The 15615-nt window shown below is 32.8% G+C and carries 15 protein-coding genes and 1 tRNA gene; 7 read left to right on the top strand and 9 right to left on the bottom strand.

All coding sequences use genetic code 11. The features are described from left to right. Positions 1–331: 331 nt before the first annotated feature. The 4 genes from scpA to udk all read right to left on the bottom strand — a co-directional run bounded on the left by scpA (position 332) and on the right by udk (position 5082). The gene (scpA, locus tag IAI56_RS04230) at positions 332–2458 is read right to left on the bottom strand and encodes a methylmalonyl-CoA mutase (RefSeq protein ID WP_187656685.1); all 2127 of its coding nucleotides are present in this window, start codon (positions 2456–2458) and stop codon (positions 332–334) included. Between the two features lie 2 nt (positions 2459–2460). Then, positions 2461–3867, bottom strand: a complete 1407-nt coding sequence (locus IAI56_RS04225; RefSeq protein ID WP_187656684.1) for a methylmalonyl-CoA mutase subunit beta — start codon at positions 3865–3867, stop codon at positions 2461–2463. Between the two features lie 230 nt (positions 3868–4097). Then, the gene (locus tag IAI56_RS04220) at positions 4098–4448 is read right to left on the bottom strand and encodes an FtsB family cell division protein (RefSeq protein WP_187656683.1); all 351 of its coding nucleotides are present in this window, start codon (positions 4446–4448) and stop codon (positions 4098–4100) included. A 25-nt stretch (positions 4449–4473) separates the two neighbouring features. Then, positions 4474–5082 (bottom strand): uridine kinase, encoded by a 609-nt coding sequence (gene udk, locus IAI56_RS04215; RefSeq protein ID WP_187656682.1) that lies wholly within the window; start codon positions 5080–5082, stop codon positions 4474–4476. A gap of 166 nt (positions 5083–5248) precedes the next feature. Between udk and IAI56_RS04210 the strand changes: the two genes are divergently transcribed. After that, positions 5249–5323, top strand: a tRNA-Pro gene (locus tag IAI56_RS04210). A 143-nt stretch (positions 5324–5466) separates the two neighbouring features. Next, positions 5467–6414, top strand: coding sequence for a thioredoxin-disulfide reductase (gene trxB, locus IAI56_RS04205; protein ID WP_169522775.1), 948 nt, complete (start codon positions 5467–5469; stop codon positions 6412–6414). Between the two features lie 54 nt (positions 6415–6468). Here the strand turns inward: trxB and IAI56_RS04200 are convergent, their stop codons facing one another. The 5 genes from IAI56_RS04200 to IAI56_RS04180 all read right to left on the bottom strand — a co-directional run bounded on the left by IAI56_RS04200 (position 6469) and on the right by IAI56_RS04180 (position 10738). Beyond that, the gene (locus IAI56_RS04200) at positions 6469–7302 is read right to left on the bottom strand and encodes a GIN domain-containing protein (protein ID WP_187656681.1); all 834 of its coding nucleotides are present in this window, start codon (positions 7300–7302) and stop codon (positions 6469–6471) included. A 76-nt stretch (positions 7303–7378) separates the two neighbouring features. Beyond that, entirely contained in the window at positions 7379–8113 is a 735-nt protein-coding gene (locus IAI56_RS04195; protein ID WP_187656680.1) for a head GIN domain-containing protein, read from the bottom strand. Between the two features lie 2 nt (positions 8114–8115). Beyond that, positions 8116–9846, bottom strand: coding sequence for a PspC domain-containing protein (locus IAI56_RS04190; RefSeq protein WP_187656679.1), 1731 nt, complete (start codon positions 9844–9846; stop codon positions 8116–8118). A 6-nt stretch (positions 9847–9852) separates the two neighbouring features. Beyond that, positions 9853–10182, bottom strand: coding sequence for a PadR family transcriptional regulator (locus tag IAI56_RS04185; protein ID WP_169522769.1), 330 nt, complete (start codon positions 10180–10182; stop codon positions 9853–9855). 88 nt (positions 10183–10270) lie between these two features. Further along, the gene (locus tag IAI56_RS04180) at positions 10271–10738 is read right to left on the bottom strand and encodes a DUF4870 domain-containing protein (RefSeq protein WP_187656678.1); all 468 of its coding nucleotides are present in this window, start codon (positions 10736–10738) and stop codon (positions 10271–10273) included. Between the two features lie 197 nt (positions 10739–10935). Here IAI56_RS04180 and IAI56_RS04175 point away from each other — a divergent pair, with 197 nt between their 5' ends. From IAI56_RS04175 to IAI56_RS04155, 5 genes are all read left to right on the top strand, one after another. Further along, positions 10936–11397 carry a DUF4442 domain-containing protein gene (locus IAI56_RS04175; protein ID WP_187656689.1) on the top strand — a complete coding sequence of 154 codons (462 nt, stop codon included), beginning with the start codon at positions 10936–10938 and terminating at the stop codon, positions 11395–11397. Positions 11398–11462: 65 nt separating this feature from the next. Then, positions 11463–12368, top strand: a complete 906-nt coding sequence (locus tag IAI56_RS04170) for a TIGR01777 family oxidoreductase (RefSeq protein WP_187656677.1) — start codon at positions 11463–11465, stop codon at positions 12366–12368. A gap of 215 nt (positions 12369–12583) precedes the next feature. After that, entirely contained in the window at positions 12584–13153 is a 570-nt protein-coding gene (locus tag IAI56_RS04165; RefSeq protein WP_187656676.1) for a nucleotide exchange factor GrpE, read from the top strand. A 64-nt stretch (positions 13154–13217) separates the two neighbouring features. After that, positions 13218–14342, top strand: a complete 1125-nt coding sequence (gene dnaJ / locus IAI56_RS04160; RefSeq protein WP_187656675.1) for a molecular chaperone DnaJ — start codon at positions 13218–13220, stop codon at positions 14340–14342. A gap of 269 nt (positions 14343–14611) precedes the next feature. After that, entirely contained in the window at positions 14612–15532 is a 921-nt protein-coding gene (locus IAI56_RS04155; RefSeq protein WP_187656674.1) for an ABC transporter ATP-binding protein, read from the top strand. Positions 15533–15615 lie beyond the last annotated feature (83 nt).

The following is a 15615-nucleotide window of genomic DNA, read 5'->3' as shown; positions in this document are numbered from 1 at the left end:
GTTTGTGGGAGAGTATGTCGCCGCCTTTTTTTTGAAAACCCTATCCAATCGGATAGGGTTTTTTGTTTTTAGGTCTATTATTAAAACTACTTTAATGTACTTTTTTTGTTTAAGGTAATATAACTCAGTAAATACTTTAACTTTCCAATAAATTTTTAATTTTGAATATATATTATAGTTAGGAAATGTTTTGTGTTTTTATACTTAAATTTCAAGCCATTTACATTTTAATGTGGGATTAAAGAAGGCATTAATAATTTGATTATTTATTATTTAACTTTATAATTGTTCTCAAATTTTTTTTAAAAAATTTATGATTTAAAAAGAACATTTAATTTATTAATAATACCTCCAAAATACTTATCGCTGCTTCGCTAATTTTAGTTCCAGGACCAAAAACCGCTACAGCACCGGAGTCGAATAAGAATTGGTAGTCTTGCGCAGGAATTACGCCACCAACAATGACCATAATATCTTCGCGTCCGTATTTTTTTAGTTCTTTAATCACTTGTGGTACTAAGGTTTTGTGTCCCGCTGCTAAAGAAGAAACGCCTAAAATGTGTACGTCGTTTTCAACCGCTTGTTTGGCAGCTTCTTGTGGAGTTTGGAATAATGGTCCAATATCCACATCAAAACCTACGTCAGCATAACCTGTTGCTACTACTTTCGCACCACGATCGTGACCGTCTTGTCCCATTTTAGCAATCATAATTCTAGGACGACGACCTTCTTTTTTGGCGAAGGCATCGGCTAATTGTTTTGCTTTTTCAAAACTTTCGTCGTTTTTAATTTCTTTACTATACACGCCGCTAAAACTTCTAATTTGTGCTTTATATCTTCCGAAAACTACTTCTAAAGCATCACTAATTTCGCCTAATGTAGCTCTGTTTCGCGCTGCTTCTACTGCTAAAGATAGTAAATTTTCACCACCATTTTTAGCGCTTTCAGTTAATTTAGCTAAACATTCGGCAACTTTAGTATTATCGCGAGCAGCTTTTATTTGTATCAAACGTTCAATTTGTTGCTTGCGAACCATATCGTTGTCGACATCTAAAATCTGTAAAGGATCTTCTTTTTCTAATCTAAATTTGTTGACACCAACAATTATATCTTGACTGCTGTCAATTCTTGCTTGTTTTCGAGCTGCAGCTTCTTCAATACGTAATTTTGGAATTCCAGATTCAATTGCTTTTGTCATTCCACCTAATTCTTCCACTTCTTCAATTAAAGCCCAAGCTTTTTCTGCTATTTCAGCCGTTAAACTTTCTACATAATAACTTCCCGCCCAAGGGTCAACTGATTTACAGATTTTAGTTTCATCCTGTAAAAAGATTTGAGTATTACGAGCAATTCGTGCAGAGAAATCGGTTGGTAAAGCAATAGCTTCGTCTAAAGCATTGGTATGTAACGATTGGGTTCCTCCAAAGGCTGCTGCGGCTGCCTCAATCGTAGTTCGAGCCACATTATTAAAAGGATCTTGCTCCGTTAAACTCCAACCTGAAGTTTGGCAATGCGTTCTTAATGCTAATGATTTTTCGTCTTTTGGGTTGAATTGTTTCAATAATTTTGCCCAAAGCATACGACCGGCACGCATTTTTGCAATTTCCATAAAATGATTCATTCCAATCGCCCAGAAAAAGGAAAGGCGAGGAGCGAACTCATCGATTTTCATTCCGGTTGCTAAACCTGTTCGAATGTACTCTAAACCATCAGCTAAAGTGTAAGCCAACTCAATATCGGCGGTTGCTCCAGCTTCTTGCATGTGGTAACCCGAAATAGAAATCGAGTTGAATTTTGGCATTTTTTTGCTCGTATATTCAAAAATATCAGCAATGATTTTCATCGATGGCGTTGGCGGATAGATGTAGGTATTTCTAACCATAAATTCCTTCAAAATATCGTTTTGTATTGTTCCCGAAAGTAATTCTGGAGCAACACCTTGTTCTTCTGCAGCAACAATATAAAATGCCATAATTGGTAAAACAGCACCATTCATTGTCATAGAAACCGACATTTCATCCAGTGGAATTTGATTGAATAATATTTTCATATCTTCAACAGAATCTATGGCAACTCCAGCTTTTCCTACGTCGCCAAATACGCGTTCGTGGTCGGAATCGTAACCGCGATGTGTGGCTAAATCGAATGCTACTGAAAGTCCTTTTTGTCCTGCGGCAAGATTTCTTCTGTAGAAAGCGTTACTTTCTTCGGCAGTTGAAAATCCTGCGTATTGGCGCACTGTCCAAGGACGACGCACGTACATTGTAGCATATGGTCCGCGTAGATTGGGCGCAAAACCAGCACCAAAATCTAAATGTTCCAATCCTAGAACATCTTCTTTGGAATAGATTTTCTTTAAATCGATGTTTTCAGCAGTGTGAAAAAGTTCCCAGTTTTGAGTATCGTGTTTCGAGCTCTCACTGTTTTGTATGGTTATATGTTGTATGTCTTTTCTCATGGTTATGCTTCTTGAGATAAACGTTCTTGCTCTAATTTCTCAGCCAAACGTTTTTCAATAATTGGAATGATTAACGTCTTTCTAGGATTTTGTTTTACAAAAGGATACAATTCTAAATCGTGTTTCATTCGGTCATTTTTGTTAGGATATTTGTTGGTTCCTAATAAAATCTCCTTTCCGCTATCGAATAAATCTTGCTCTTTAGCAGCACTTTCTTGAATTTTTTTCTGAATGTTTCCTTCGATTAATTGGGTGATTAAACCACCGTTTTTCTCGATGTCTTTGAATAATTCTAATGCTTTTTCGGCTAATTGTTGAGTTAGATTTTCAATATAATAAGCACCATCAGCAGGATTGCTTACTTTGTCGAAATAACTTTCGTGTTTTAAAACTAATAGTTGGTTTCTTGAAATTCTATCGCCAAATTCATTGTCTTTATGATATAATGCATCATAAGGTAAATTCGCAATTGCATTTGCGCCACCAAGAATTGCAGACATACATTCGGTTGTGGTGCGAAGCATGTTTACGTTGTAATCGTATAATGTTTTATTGCGCTTGGTTGGAGTTACAACGATATGACAATCTAGATTATGATTGTATTCTGATGCTAATGTTGAAAATAATAATCGCAACGCACGAAGTTTTGCAATTTCAAAAAAGTAATTGGTTCCAACCGAAACTTCTATGGTTATAGGTTGATTTACAGCTAGAATTCTGTTGAAATATTCATTTGCATGTGCCATTGTGTAAGCTAATTGTTGCACAATATTGGCTCCAGCATTTTGGTAAATTTCTGAATTAATGTTTAGAAATGAACTTTGAGAAAATTTGGAAATCTGATTTAGTTTTTCAAAATCTTTTTCTGCATTTTCAAACCAGTTTCCGTCTTTACACAATTGCCCAATTGGATCTAACTGAATGATGAAATTGGCCTTATGTTTAGTTGCAAATTCATTTAATTTAGTGACGAAATCGATTGAGAGAAATGGCAAATAAAAATAGTAAGTTGTTTTTTCTAAAGGAAGATTTTGCATCAAATTTTCTATAGAAATAATATCATTTTCTATTGTAAAACGAATGCTTTCTGCACCACGATTTAAAGTGTTTAGAGCACGTTCTTTTGATTTTTTTACGTCGTGAACAAAGATGTTTTGAAGGATTTTGAATGCTTCTTTAGAAGGATTTATTGAGAGATTTGAATTGCTTTCTTCCACTTCGTCATTGTGATAAAATGGTTTTACTTTGATGCCTTCTAGGCTTTCCCAAACGAGTGTTTCATTGTAATCAGCACCTTTTAATTCGTACTGAATTTGTTGTTTCCATTGTTTGGAACTGATGGTTTCAAAATCTGAAAAAAGGAGTTTCTTTGTGCTCACAAGTGTTATGCTTTTTGATACCTCAAACATAGTCAAAATTTATCTTTTTTGACCGATTTTTATTTGATTTTTTGCAAAATAGGTATATACTTTTAACAATGTCAAAAACGTAGTTTTTTGAAAAATGAATTTTAAAGAAACGGGTATTCTAGTTTAAAGTTTGCTAACTAGCCCTGATTGAAGAGAAAATTGCTTTTTCAAAGTTCAAAATTTGACAAAGCTATTGCAACGTAAAGCAGGAATTGCGTGGAATGTATTGCCTAACGTTTTGCTCCTTCGATACTATCTTTTATTTTGTCTTCTTCAAATTCGATGATGTAGATGTCTTCGCTGTCGCGTTTCATGTAGTATTTTTCACGAGCGTATTTTTCTACGTGGTCAGGATTTTTGAGTTGTTTGATGTTTGCTTCGTCCTTTTTTATTTCGTCTTGGTAGTATTTTTTGTTTTCTTCGAGTTCTTCAATTTCTTTGTTGAGAACGCGATGTTCCATGTAGGAAGTTGTGTCTACAAATGTTATCCAAACCACAAAAAAAACTAACACAATAAGGTATCGGTTTCCGAGGATTTTCAGGATCGGATATTTATTGGTTAGTTTTTCTTTGGTTTCCATTCTATAGGATGTTGTTTTTGTAAATTTAGGTAATTCTTTGGTTAATTACTGCTCTAACTACGTCGATGGCAACGGTATTGTATTTGTCGTTTGGAATTATGATGTCGGCAAATGCTTTTGTTGGTTCAATAAATTGCTGATGCATAGGTTTTAACGTGGTTTGGTAGCGGTTTAAAACTTCTTCCATATCACGTCCACGCTCAGCAATATCACGTTTTAATCTTCTGATTAATCTTTCGTCAGAGTCGGCATGAACAAAAACTTTTACGTCAAATATGTCTCTTATTTCTGCATTAGCTAAGATTAATATTCCTTCTACTATCATTACTTTTCTTGGATGGGTAACGATGGTATCGTCGGTTCTATTGTGAGTAATGAAAGAATAAACAGGTTGCTCGATTGTCTTTCCTTCTTTTAGTTCTTTTAAATGACTTACTAATAATTCAAAGTCGATTGCTCTTGGGTGATCAAAATTGATTAAAGCTCTTTCTTCGAAACTCAAATTTGTGTTTTCTTTATAATATGAGTCCTGAGAAATGACACCAACTTCGGTTTCGGGTAATTCATTCATGATTTGGTGTACAACGGTTGTTTTTCCACTTCCAGTTCCACCAGCAATTCCAATAATAAGCATAGTTAGTTGTGTTTTTTTACTGCAACAAAAATAGAAATTATATCGAAAGCTTTTTTTGTTTTTTTTCAGAAATGTTAAGCGAAGGTATTTTTTGAAGAAAAAATGGAATTTCTAATAAAAATATTTTGTTTAGTCATTAATAGTGGTATATTTGCACCCACATTTTCGGGGTGTAGCGTAGCCCGGTTATCGCGCCTGCTTTGGGAGCAGGAGGTCGCAGGTTCGAATCCTGCCACCCCGACAAAAAGAGATTTCTAATTTTAGAAATCTCTTTTTTTGTTTTATTTCATTGTTATTTTTTATCAAAATATAGCTTTTAGCAATTTGTTTTACTTTTGCCGTTTGGCATAAAACATTACATTTGCAACCTAATAATTTAGAATCATGTCAGATACAATAGAAAAAGTAAAATGTTTAATTATAGGTTCTGGTCCTGCGGGTTATACTGCTGCAATTTATGCTGCTAGAGCTAATATGAACCCGGTTTTATACCAAGGAACGCAACCTGGTGGACAATTAACAACAACTAACGAAGTTGAAAATTTCCCTGGTTATCCTGATGGTGTAACTGGTCCAGAAATGATGGTTCAGCTACAAGCACAAGCGCAACGCTTTGGAACTGATGTTCGTGATGGTTGGGCAACAAAAGTTGATTTTTCGGGCGATGTTCATAAAGTTTGGATTAATGATACCAAAGAAATTCACGCTCAAACGGTGATTATCTCAACGGGTGCTTCGGCTAAATATTTAGGATTAGATTCAGAGCAACATTATTTACAAACTGGTGGTGGTGTTTCTGCTTGTGCGGTTTGTGATGGATTTTTCTATAGAAATCAAGAAGTTGTAATTGTTGGTGCTGGTGATTCGGCATGTGAAGAAGCTCATTATTTATCTAAACTTTGTAAAAAAGTTACCATGCTTGTTAGAAGTGAAAAGTTTAGAGCTTCTAGAATTATGGAAGAACGCGTGAGAAAAACGGAGAATATTGAAATTTTGATGAATCACGATACAGTAGAAGTTGTTGGTGATGGTCAAGTGGTGAACTTGGTTAAAGCTAAAAACAAAACGACTGGCGAAATTGTAGATATTCCTGCAACTGGTTTCTTTGTAGCTATTGGTCACAAACCTAATACTGATATATTTAAAGATTACATCACTTTGGATGAAACGGGTTACATTGTAAATGTTCCTGGAAGTTCAAAAACGAATGTTGCTGGTGTCTTTGTTGCTGGTGATGCTGCAGATCATGTTTATCGTCAAGCGATTACCGCTGCTGGAACAGGTTGTATGGCAGCTTTGGATGCGGAACGATATTTGGCTTCGTTAGATTAAATTTTAGATTTTCACTATAAAAAAAATGCCATCAATTTGATGGCATTTTGTTTTTTATTTGATAGGTTTTTTTCTCAAAGTTGCACTATCGGTAAAACGTTTTATTTCAAATTTTGGTTCACCAAAAATCTCTATTTCCGATTTTCCTGCAATGTCTATTACGATATTGGTTTTTGCATTTATTTTTCCGTTGGAATAAGCTTCGGCAAAAAGTTGTGTATTTACAGCGGTTAATTTACTGCCATTAAAATCGGAATTGTTGTCTAAACGGAGTTTTAGTGTGTTGACATCGCCTTCAATAATAGCAGTTGATTTTTGGTACATGTCAAAAAGTAAATCGGTACTGGCAATTAATGCTTTTACTTGGGCATTTTTGCTTACATCAATTGCTGCTTTTTCAGATTTTAAGTTTAGTTCAATTTTAGATTTGTCATTTGCCATTAAAGTAAAATTTTTGCATTTGGCATTCAAATATAATTTGGCATAATCATAACTTTTAAAAGTAACTGTCTTTAAATCTACATCAGAAAGTGCCGTTACATTGGTTTCGTTTTTAGCAATTACCATATCAAGTTCGTCAGTGTAAGTAATTCTAACACTGAGTTTTTTAAAACTTGAAATGTCTTTATTGGTTGTAATTCTTAAATTGCTTCCAGATAGTTTATAATCAATAAATTCGTGAAGATTGTCATCGGCTTCGATTTCTAAACCGCATTCGTTTCCTTTTACTAAAAAAACTTCTAAATTGTCTTCGACTTCAATGGATTTAAAATTTTCTATTTGTTTTTGTTCCATTGTTACCACTTTTGAACCTTTTACTTTTTCTTTTTTTTGTGAAAAACCAAAAGTAGTCGTTAGAAGAAATAATAGTAGTATTGTTTTTTTCATTTTTTTCAATGATTATTTTGTCAAAAATAGAAAAAAAAACATCCCAATTTTCATTGAGATGCTTTATTAACTTTTGTTATCGTGAAACGCTTCCGCCAGAAGTTTCTTCTTTGGTGATTGTTTTTGGATTTCCTTTATAGTTGATGGAACTTCCGCTGGATGCTTTTCCGTTAAGATTTACAATCGAATGGACTTCTATTGAACTTCCGCTTGATGATTGAGCCGAAACATCATTGGCTAATAACTCGTCGGCATCAATTGAGCTTCCGCTCGAGGATGAAGCAAATACATTTAGTGCTTTTCCTTTTACGTTTTGTTCGCTTCCGCTAGACGTTTCGAGTGAAACCGTATCTGATTCTACGTTTACATCCATTTCGCTTCCGCTGCTTGATTTTAGCGATATATTAGTTCCAGTTAAAACATTTAATGACTTTAATGTTGCGCCACTTGAAGTTTCTAGATTATCAATTTTGGGCATTGTAACAGTTACTTTTCTCGTAGCATTGTGATAATTTCCAAAATCAGATTCTATAATCAACTTTCCGTTTTCTACTCGGGTTTTGATTTCTTTAATTATATTATCGTCAGCTTCTACAAGTACTTCGAAGTTGTCGGCTTGTTTGATTTCGCAATTAATTCCTGTTTTAACTTCAACTTTTGTAAAAGTATCAACTTTTCGGGTTTCTTTAACAATGGTTCCGCTTCCTGTAATTCCGTCGCCTAAATTGACTGTCCAATTACAAGAAGTTAACAACAAACCTGCAACGGTTGCTATGATTGCTTTTGAGCAGAAGATTATAAATTTTACCATGATTATTCGGTTTTAATGATTATTCCGTTTGAGTCAATTGTAAGCTTTGATTTTTTTCCTTTGGTATCGTTAAGAATTTCTTTGCCATTCACTTTTACCGAAACTGATTTTACCGTGTCGTTAGTTTCTGTTATGTTGATTTCTTCCGTTTGAACATCGTTTGTGTTTTCGCTTTCAGGACAATCTAAACATCTTAGTTTGTCGCTTTCTACTTTGTATTTATAACCTTCTGGTCCATAATAGTAATCGAAATCAGCATTGGAACCGTCTAAATAAGTTTCAACATTTGCATCAGGATAATACACAATACCGTTTGGTAAATACAAATAGATGTCAACACGTTGATTGCGTAGTTTATTTTTGGTATCTGTCAAAAAGTAATTGTCTAATATCAATTCGTTTCCAACAATTTTGAAACCATATTTTATTTTTTTGGCTCTTTCGTTAGCTTCAGCAAATGATTTTCCATGCGCTCTTGTTTCAATTTGAATGTAAGGCGATGGATTATCAGTTCTTTTTAAATGAATTCCAACATTAGTAGAATAAATTACAGGATTACCCATTGAATCTTGCGCTATTCTAATATCATCGCGGTCATGAATACTTTTTGAGAAAAAATCGTTGTACCTAAATTTTACTTTGATAGTATCGTTTGCTGAAATATTGATTGTTTCTTTTTGAACTGTTTTTCCAGCATAAGCTAATTGGTTAAACTCATTTATTCCTAACGAAATTAATATTCCTACTGATATAATCCAAATTCCTAGTAAACTATATTTTGCAATATTTCCTATTGATTTTAAATTGGTTACCAATAGTTTTAATCCTAATATTAATATGAAAAAGATCGGAATTCCTGCAGCAAAAAGGAAAAGTATTCCTTGTATCCAAAGTGGTGTTTCTAAACCTATTGGTGTGTGAATAAATTCAACGATTTTATTATCAGGCATTGATGATGAAAACACCATTACGATTGATGTAATGATAACAGCAACTAATGATAAGGCAGAAAAAATAAGAATAAATGCACCTAAAACTTTAGCAAAAGCACCAAATATTTTCATGATAACATTGCCAAATCCGTTGGCAACTTTTTCAGCACCATTTTTTACTTGGTTTCCCATTTCGTCATAGTTAGCATTTTTGAATTTGCTAGAAACACTTTCATATTCTTCTCTAACTTTTTTCTCGATATTAGAAATAGTTACTGGTTCGCCAGTCATTTCTAATTTTTCAGAAGTTGTAACAGCTTTTGGTGTAATTGCCCACAAAATAAGGTAAGCTAATACTCCAGAACCACCAGCCCAAACTAATAGAATGAACCCAATTTTTATCCAAATTGAATCAATCCCAAAATAATGTCCTAAACCGGTACAAACTCCACCAATTAATCCTTTGTCTTTATCGCGATACAGTTTTTTTCTACCTGAAGAAGTAAAATTAGCACTGCTTGGTTCTTGATTATCGTCGTCAATTCTGTAATCTTCTGGTTGTCCCATCACAGCAACAACTTGATCAACATCTTTTAAATTGATTACGTGTTTGTCTGATTTTTGTTGCTCGGTTAACAATTCAGCCACACGCATTTCAATGTCTTTCATGATTTCGTCTTTTCCAGATGAATTTGAAAGTGAACGTTTTATTGCATCAAAATATCTTGATAACTTTTGGTATGCATCTTCATCGATATGGAAGAATAAACCACCTATATTAATATTTACTGTTTTGTTCATGATTTGTTAATTTTTGGTTGTGATGATATTTACTGCATCAGACAATTCAGTCCAAGTGCCATTTAATTCGTTTAAAAATGTTTTTCCTAATTCGGTCAAACCATAGTATTTTCTTGGCGGACCAGAAGTTGATTCTTCCCAACGATAGTTGAGCAAACCGTCATTTTTTAGTCTTGTCAATAGCGGATAAACCGTTCCTTCTACTACAAGCAATTTTGCGTTTTTCAAGGTGTCAAGAATTTCGGAAGTATAAGCATCTTTTTCTTTTAATACGGATAAGATACAGAACTCTAAAACTCCTTTTCGCATCTGGGCTTTTGTGTTTTCAATGTTCATAATACGATTTTGTTTTTTTCTGATGATTAGTCAGATTGATTAAACTGTTCATTTTTGATTGATGATTTGATTGATGATTTGTTGATGATTATTTTAAAAAGCTAATGCTCAGCGGATATTTATAAACTTCTCCATTTGATGCTTTTACCGATGCGTATATGATTAGTATAAACTCGATTACTTTCAAAAAGCAGAATAGAAGTATGGCTACAAAGGCTAGAATAACTATTCCAGTAATGTTACCAGAGTGAAAATTATCAATAATTAAATCCTCACTATCTGAAAATTCATTAATAGTTACATTTTTAAAAATGCAATAGATAAAAATTGGAATAGCAATCAACAAAGTAATTAAAGTGTATAAGAACATACTCAATTGAAAGTTTAAAACACTTTTTCCGCTAGCATCAATAAAAGCAGATTCTTTCTTTTTGGCACTCCAAATTAGTATTGGGAAAATGTAATTTCCAAACGGAATAAAATATTGAGTTAACGAACTTAAATGGAGTAACGCTGCGGTGTTCGTTTCATTTGTTGTAGATGCAGTTGTTGTCATGATTTTATTTTTTTTGATGATGATTAAAACTCGATTTTAACAATACTATAGAATGGCTATTAATTTCTTATACAAAGATACAATCAAAAAAAGGTATTATGCAATACAAAGTACTTTAATTTAACAAAAAATTAACACTTAATAAAATTCAATTTTATCTTATGATTTTAGTATATTTACAACAAAATCAATACTTCATGGAAATTTCACCTAGTAAATTAAATAGTTTTTTATTTTTTAAATTACCCTCAGCTTTTTGGTCTGGAGTCCGAGTAAAGTCAATTTCAGCTACCAAATGCGAAGCAACGGTTCGACATAAATGGTTTAATCAAAATCCATTCAAGTCAATGTATTTTGCGGTTCAAGCAATGGCAGCCGAACTTACAACTGGCGCTTTAATGATGATGAAAATCAAACAAAGCGGAAAGAATATTTCCATGTTGGTTGCTAATAACAAAAGTAATTTCTCCAAAAAAGCTACTGGATTAATCACTTTTACTTGTAATGATGGTCATTTAATTGACGATGCCATCCAAAAAGCAATTGCTACAGGCGAAGGTCAAACCATTTGGATGAAATCCATTGGCGTGAATACAAAAGGAGAACAAGTTTCCGAAATGGAATTTGAATGGACTATAAAAGTCAAAGATAAACAATAGTTAAACTTTTAATATCATTTTTCATCATTTAATAATTGTGAATAAATTTGATGAAAATCAAGAAAATGAAAATTTTAATAACCGGAGCAACAGGTTTTATTGGCTCAAGATTGACAAAATTGCTCTTGGAAAAAGAGCATACCATTCACTATTTAACTACTTCAAAAAATAAATTAGTTGAAGAACCCAATTATAAAGGTTTTTATTGGGATATTAAAACTATGGAGATTGATACAAAATGTTTTGACGGAGTTGATGTTATAATTCATTTGTCTGGAGCAACAATAGCAAAAAGGTGGACAAAAGCTTATAAAAAAGAACTTATTGAAAGTAGAGTTTTAACAACTAACCTTCTTTTTAACGCCATAAAAGAAAATAAGTTTCCGATAAAGCATATTATCTCAGCATCTGGAACGGCAATTTATCCTGAAAGTTATGATAGAGTTTATAATGAAGAGTCATCTGAAGAAGCAAATGATTTTCTTTCTACTGTGGTTAAGCAATGGGAGCAAAGCGTTGATAAATTTAAAGAATTGTCAATAAAAGTTTCAAAAATTAGAACCGGAGTTGTATATGCCAATCATGGTGGTGCATTTCAAGAAATGATTAAACCCATTAAATTTGGTTTAGGTTCTATTATGGGTAACGGAAGACAAATTCAATCATGGATACACATTGATGATCTCACACAAATATACTGTTTCATTTTAGAAAACAACTTCGAAGGAACATATAATGCGGTAGCACCAAATTCTATTACCAATAAGAATCTAACTTATTTGGTAGCAAAAAAACTCGGTAAACCACTATTTCTTCCTAATATACCAGAGTGTTTTATGAAATTAGTTTTAGGCGAAATGTCAATTTTACTTTTTAGTAGTAAAAATTTATCTTCACAAAAAATACAAAATTTGGGTTACAAATTCAGATATCCTGATTTTCAAGTTGCTTTACAAAACATACTAAAATAAAAAAAGTGCTTAATCAAGCACTTTTTTATTATCTAATTTTGAATTAATAATTATTTAGAATGTTGAAATCAAATTCAATAATAACAAATGTAATCATTGCGAAATCGATTTAGTCTTAAAATTTTATTAAAATTTGATTTTTAATTTCAATAAAAAAATATGACAATTTGGCAAAAAAAGAGAAATGGCAGTACTTTTGCATACAAAACAACAATATGAAAATTAAAGATATATTTAAAAATAAAACTTCAATGAATACTGAAAATACCGATAAAGATCCAATTGAAAATGAAATTGAAAATGTTCTAAATGAAGTTGAAACTGCCGAAGAACTAAGTGTTGAAGAGCAATTGCAAAAAGAATTAGCAAATGAAAAAGATAAATTTATTAGACTTTTTGCTGAATTTGAAAACTTCAAAAAAAGAACAACAAAAGAACGTATTGACTTATTCAAAACTGCCAATCAGGAAGTTTTACAAGCCATGTTGCCAGTTTTAGATGATTTTGACAGAGCAATGACACAAATCTCTAAAAGTGGCGATGAAACCTTGGCAAAAGGTGTAGCGTTAATTCATGAAAAATTAAAATCAACATTAGTTGCCAAAGGATTAGAGCAAGTTGAGATTAAAGCAGGAGACAGTTTTGATGCTGATTTTGCAGAAGCAATTACCCAAATTCCTGCGCCAAGTGAAGACTTGAAAGGAAAAATTGTTGATGTAGTTGAAAAAGGATATAAACTAGGCGATAAAATTATTCGTTTTCCTAAAGTTGTAATTGGAAATTAATCTATTTCCAATTACATCTTTTCGAATAGAAACGTGATTTATCACGTTTAATAAAATTAAAAATATGAGCAAAAAAGATTTTTACGAAATATTAGGTGTTTCAAAAAGCGCAACAGCCGAAGAAATAAAAAAAGCATATCGAAAAAAAGCGATTGAATTTCACCCCGATAAAAACCCGGGAAATCCTCTGGCAGAAGAAAACTTTAAACTCGCTGCCGAAGCTTATGAAGTATTAAGCGATCCAAATAAAAAAGCAAAATACGACCAATATGGTCATCAAGCATTTGATGGTACTGGAGGTTTTGGCGGTCATGGACACATGAACATGGATGATATCTTCAGTCAGTTTGGCGATATTTTTGGTGGCGCATTTGGCGGAAGCGGTTTTGGAGGTTTCGGTGGAAATTCTGGCGGACAACGCCGTGTAAAAGGAAGCAATCTTCGCATCAAAGTTAAATTGACTTTGGAAGAAATAGCAAATGGTGTTGAGAAAAAAGTAAAAGTTAAAAGAAAAATTCAAGCGCTAGGCGTAAAATACAAAACTTGTTCAACCTGTAACGGACAAGGTCAAGTATTGAAAGTAACCAATACGATTTTGGGTAGAATGCAAACGGCAACCACGTGTCATGTTTGTGGCGGTTCTGGGCAAACTATCGAGAGCAAGCCTCATAATGCCGATGCTTATGGAATGATTTTGGAAGACGAAACGGTTTCTATCAAAATTCCAGCAGGTGTTGTTGACGGAATGCAATTAAAAGTTTCGGGTAAAGGAAATGATGCACCAGGAAACGGAGTTGCAGGTGATTTAATAGTAGCAATCGAAGAACAAGAACATGAATTTTTAAAACGTGAAGGTGAAAATCTGCATTATGATTTATACATAAGTTTTGCAGAAGCGGCATTAGGTGTTTCAAAAGATATTGAAGCAATAAATGGAAAAGTTAGAATAAAGCTAGAAGAAGGAATTCAGTCTGGAAAGATTTTACGTCTAAAAGGAAAGGGAATTCCAAGTTTAAATAGCTATGGCAATGGAGATTTATTGGTTCATGTAAATGTTTGGACACCAAAGACTTTGAGTAAAGAGCAACGTCAATTCTTTGAAAAATCAATGACTGATGAAAATTTTATTCCTCATCCTGAAAAAACAGATAAATCTTTTTTTGAAAAAGTGAAAGATATGTTTTCATAATTAAAAAAATAATTTTACATTTGAATAATTACTTGGAAACAAGTAATTTCTTTTTCATAGCAATTTTTCCCATCCTGTAATTCATTTTATTGGGTGGGTTTTTTTTGAAATGCATTTTTTCAATTACTTTTACCGAAAACAATATCAAAAAGCAATATCAAAAGTCAATAGCAAAAAGCAACTTCAAAAGTCAATTTGAATTTGTAATTGTAATTGATTTTTAAATTTGAATTTTGAAGTTCAAATTGATTTTTGAAACTTAAAAAAATATGAGCAATATACTTGAAGTTAAAAGCGTAGTGAAGCAATATGCTGATTATACTGCGCTTAACGAGGTTTCTTTAACTGTTCCAAAAGGAAGTATTTATGGACTTCTCGGCCCAAATGGTGCTGGAAAAACATCCTTAATTAGAATAATTAACCAAATAACAATGCCAGATAGTGGCGAAATTATTCTCGATGGAGAAAAATTAAATCCGTCTCATGTCAGTACTATTGGTTATATGCCCGAAGAACGCGGCTTGTATAAAACGATGAAAGTTGGCGAACAGTGTTTGTATTTAGCACAATTAAAAGGACTTTCAAAAGCCGAAGCCAAACGCGAATTAGAATATTGGTTCGACCGATTGGAAATTCAAGGTTGGTGGAACAAAAAAATGCAAGAATTGTCAAAAGGAATGGCACAAAAAGTACAATTTGTTGTAACTGTTTTGCACAAACCTAAATTATTGATACTCGACGAACCATTTTCAGGCTTTGATCCTGTGAATGCTAATTTGATAAAAGACGAAATCATCGAGTTGAATAGAAAAGGAACTTCGGTTATTTTTTCAACCCATCGAATGGAAAGCGTAGAAGAAATGTGTGATCACATTGCTTTAATCCATAAATCGAATAAATTGATTGAAGGAAAACTTTCGGATGTAAAAAAACAATTCAGAACCAATAACTATGAAGTTGGAATTTTGACCGATAATATTGAAGGATTGATGTATGATTTGTCTCAAAAATTCACGCTTTCACAAACCGATTTCAAATCACTGCATGATGAGTTAAAACTGCAAATCAACATAGGAACATCAACACCAAACGAACTTTTAAACCTGTTAATTCAACGCGGACAAGTAACTCATTTTATGGAGAAAATTCCGAGTGTGAACGATATTTTTATTAAAACAGTAACTGATTAGATAGCTAGAAAGTTAGATTGTTAGAATTTTAGAAAAAGAAAATTTAGCAATCATTAAAATCCAAGAAGTCTAATAATCCAAAA

The sequence above is a fragment of the Flavobacterium macrobrachii genome, from assembly GCF_014486675.1.
GTDB lineage: Bacteria > Bacteroidota > Bacteroidia > Flavobacteriales > Flavobacteriaceae > Flavobacterium > Flavobacterium macrobrachii.
Note: the sequence above shows the minus strand (reverse complement) of the source record. Positions and strands in the feature narration are given on the sequence as shown.

Coding starts and splice junctions, on each gene's coding strand:
- IAI56_RS04195 (WP_187656680.1), bottom strand. CDS start 8,113: ATGGTAAAATTTATAATCTTCTGCTCAAAAGCAATCATAGCAACCGTT.
- IAI56_RS04175 (WP_187656689.1), top strand. CDS start 10,936: ATGGAAATTTCACCTAGTAAATTAAATAGTTTTTTATTTTTTAAATTA.
- IAI56_RS04220 (WP_187656683.1), bottom strand. CDS start 4,448: ATGGAAACCAAAGAAAAACTAACCAATAAATATCCGATCCTGAAAATC.
- IAI56_RS04180 (WP_187656678.1), bottom strand. CDS start 10,738: ATGACAACAACTGCATCTACAACAAATGAAACGAACACCGCAGCGTTA.
- dnaJ (WP_187656675.1), top strand. CDS start 13,218: ATGAGCAAAAAAGATTTTTACGAAATATTAGGTGTTTCAAAAAGCGCA.
- IAI56_RS04200 (WP_187656681.1), bottom strand. CDS start 7,302: ATGAAAAAAACAATACTACTATTATTTCTTCTAACGACTACTTTTGGT.
- udk (WP_187656682.1), bottom strand. CDS start 5,082: ATGCTTATTATTGGAATTGCTGGTGGAACTGGAAGTGGAAAAACAACC.
- IAI56_RS04225 (WP_187656684.1), bottom strand. CDS start 3,867: ATGTTTGAGGTATCAAAAAGCATAACACTTGTGAGCACAAAGAAACTC.
- IAI56_RS04185 (WP_169522769.1), bottom strand. CDS start 10,182: ATGAACATTGAAAACACAAAAGCCCAGATGCGAAAAGGAGTTTTAGAG.
- scpA (WP_187656685.1), bottom strand. CDS start 2,458: ATGAGAAAAGACATACAACATATAACCATACAAAACAGTGAGAGCTCG.
- IAI56_RS04190 (WP_187656679.1), bottom strand. CDS start 9,846: ATGAACAAAACAGTAAATATTAATATAGGTGGTTTATTCTTCCATATC.
- IAI56_RS04155 (WP_187656674.1), top strand. CDS start 14,612: ATGAGCAATATACTTGAAGTTAAAAGCGTAGTGAAGCAATATGCTGAT.
- trxB (WP_169522775.1), top strand. CDS start 5,467: ATGTCAGATACAATAGAAAAAGTAAAATGTTTAATTATAGGTTCTGGT.
- IAI56_RS04165 (WP_187656676.1), top strand. CDS start 12,584: ATGAAAATTAAAGATATATTTAAAAATAAAACTTCAATGAATACTGAA.
- IAI56_RS04170 (WP_187656677.1), top strand. CDS start 11,463: ATGAAAATTTTAATAACCGGAGCAACAGGTTTTATTGGCTCAAGATTG.